This window comes from Blastocatellia bacterium (assembly GCA_035275065.1).
GTDB lineage: Bacteria > Acidobacteriota > Blastocatellia > UBA7656 > UBA7656 > DATENM01.
In genome coordinates, this window is sequence record DATENM010000024.1 from 1 (window position 1) to 2398 (window position 2398).

Annotated in this window: 4 protein-coding genes; all 4 read left to right on the forward strand. The window is 52.7% G+C overall.

The features are described from left to right. The first annotated feature begins 242 nt into the window (after positions 1-242). Complete coding sequence (locus VJ464_04685) at positions 243-581, forward strand: hypothetical protein (GenBank protein HKQ04402.1); 339 nt, start codon at positions 243-245, stop codon at positions 579-581. 168 nt (positions 582-749) lie between these two features. Then, complete coding sequence (locus VJ464_04690; GenBank protein HKQ04403.1) at positions 750-1232, forward strand: hypothetical protein; 483 nt, start codon at positions 750-752, stop codon at positions 1230-1232. Positions 1233-1400: 168 nt separating this feature from the next. Further along, entirely contained in the window at positions 1401-1874 is a 474-nt protein-coding gene (locus VJ464_04695; protein ID HKQ04404.1) for a type II toxin-antitoxin system VapC family toxin, read from the forward strand. Positions 1875-2177: 303 nt separating this feature from the next. Beyond that, positions 2178-2398: hypothetical protein (locus VJ464_04700; protein HKQ04405.1), on the forward strand; the 221-nt coding region annotated here is incomplete at its 3' end.

Consider the following 2398-nt stretch of genomic DNA (forward strand, 5'->3'; position numbering starts at 1 on the left):
CGAAGGCCGGCAACCGGCAATAGCAGATTGAGGAGGCAGGACGAAGAGGCCCGAAGGCGCAAGGGGGAGCAGCATTGAGTGAAGCAAGAGGGCAGGAAGCGATGCCAGGCCGCCTAACAACGACATGCACCGGAGCCGCCGAAGCGGAGTTCACGTCGTTTCCCGCAATGCCGTTCGGCGGCCCGGTGATGTGTGTTCGTTAGACCCCGGTACACTGACTCTATGGATATGCCAGGGTAACTATGGAATCAACGAATGGCGCGAAGAAGCCTGTAAATATAGAGGCACGGATTCATAAGGCGTGGCAATTTATCGGTGCGCCGCTGTTGTGGTTGGTCGCTTGGCTCATTAGCAAGCACTTGGCGCTGGCCTGGCTAGTTATCCTGGGCATCTACATCATAGTAATCTATGCCATGGGGATAAAGAACATTGCCGATCCCCTGAACTTAATCGAAGAACAGATTTGGAGGAAAAGCCTGTTTAAGGTATTGGGGCCCCTCGCCTGGGGCGGGTTTCTAGCTCTTCTGTATTGGATGATCTATCTATTGATCTTTCACTTTGAAGACTTGAATGGGCGATGACACAGGCGGCCTGTAGTGTTGAGGCCAGAAGAAAAGGGGTCTCTGAGAGATTGAAACGGGGTCTAACAACGACATGCACCGGAGCCGCGACGGCGGAGTTCTTATCTTTCGGCCAATGCCGTTGTCGCGGCCCGGTGATGTGTGTTCGTTAGGCGCGGATGAAATTCGATGAGCAATGTTCTGGAAATCCAAACGAGAGATTCAGACCCTGAAAGCGGACTGGGGCTGGTAGCTGATCTCATTATTGATGGCCGGCGGCTGCAAGATTGGGTTCGAGAAATCGAATTGCCTTACACGCAGTCTGAAGGCTATGCCGATTTAGCGGGAAGCTATGAATCTTTGCCAGTGGAATATTTTGCTCCGCCATCGCGCCACTTATTCGGCGAGCCTTCGGAAGCAGGCGCACTGGGGAAGAACCGAGTGCTATTACTGGGCTGCCCTTGCGGGATTATTGTCTGCTGGCCATTAGGTGCGCGAATAGCCATCGAGAAGGACAAGGTGAGCTGGTCGGAATTCTACCAGCCTTACAGGAATGAGGAGATGGAAGGTACAACAGCCAAATACTGGAAGTATGAAGGGTTCAAGTTTACCTTTGAGCTTGGGCCGTATGAAAAGGTTTGGAGAAAGATCACTTATGCAAGCCGCGCCTAACAACGACATGCACCGGAGCGCGGCAAGCGGGCTTCTCATCGTCCTGCGATTGCACCATGCCGCGCCCGGTAATGTCGAGCGTTAGATGCTCGCTGGCAACTTGAAGCTGCAATTAGTCATGGCGATGGGAATGACCCGGAGCGAAATTGATTCTGATATACTCCTTTCGTGAAGCCAGCAATCTACATCGAAACCAGCGTCATTAGCTACCTGACTGCAAGGCCGAGCAGAGATTTGATTGTTGCAGCACACCAACAGCTTACCGATGAGTGGTGGGACAATGTACGCCCGCAGGTTGAATGCTTCGTTTCTCCGTTTGTCATACAAGAGGCATCAAGAGGGGACAAAGGCGCAGCCCAGAAGCGAATGGACGCTATTGCTGGGCTACCCATCCTGGAATTGAATGATGAGATACGTGAGTTGGCCGCCACGTATTTTGCTGCTATCAACATCCCGGAGAAAGCGAGAATAGACGCCTTCCACTTGGCGGTAGCGGTCTGGCATAAGATGGATTACCTGCTCAGTTGGAATTGTACACATATAGCCAGCGGCAGAGTGCGGAAAATCCTCGGAGAGGTGAATGATAAACTTGGGATTCGTACACCGGTGATCTGCACACCGGAAGAATTGATGGAGGTGTAATATGTGGAATGATCCGATCATAGAGGAAGTCCGGAAGATTCGCCATGAGATAGAGGCAGAGAATGGGGATGATTTTGAGCGAATATTCTCCAGCGCACTAGAAATACAAAAGCGATACAAAGACCGAGTCGTTTCTCGCCCGGACCCCACAACGGATGAAGAAGAGCGGCTGCCTAGCTTAAGCCGCATCTAACAAGGCGTTGCAGCGGAGGCCGCGAAGCACAGCTCATATGGTTGCTGGTGAGGCCGTTCGCGGCCCCGCTGAACGCGGGCGTTAGGCCCCTTTGCGCAGGTAGAATCGGTATGAGCGGGACGTCATCAAAACATCTTGGCAACGGCATTGTCGTTCGGCGCATTCGATTATCGCTGCTGCTTGGCGCTGGCCTCACCAGCGTATTTGGGCTGATGTTAAGCTTCTTGCCATTCAGTGTAGGCAAGGTGCTGTTCTGGCCGGCAGCACTGTTTGTGAGAGTCTACGATGAACAGTTGGGAGCACCTTTCTACTATCAGGTTGGCTTGGCTTT

Bases quoted from the DNA above. Each gene is read 5' to 3' on its own strand.
- VJ464_04690 (HKQ04403.1), top strand. From the start codon at position 750: ATGAGCAATGTTCTGGAAATCCAAACGAGAGATTCAGACCCTGAAAGC.
- VJ464_04685 (HKQ04402.1), top strand. From the start codon at position 243: ATGGAATCAACGAATGGCGCGAAGAAGCCTGTAAATATAGAGGCACGG.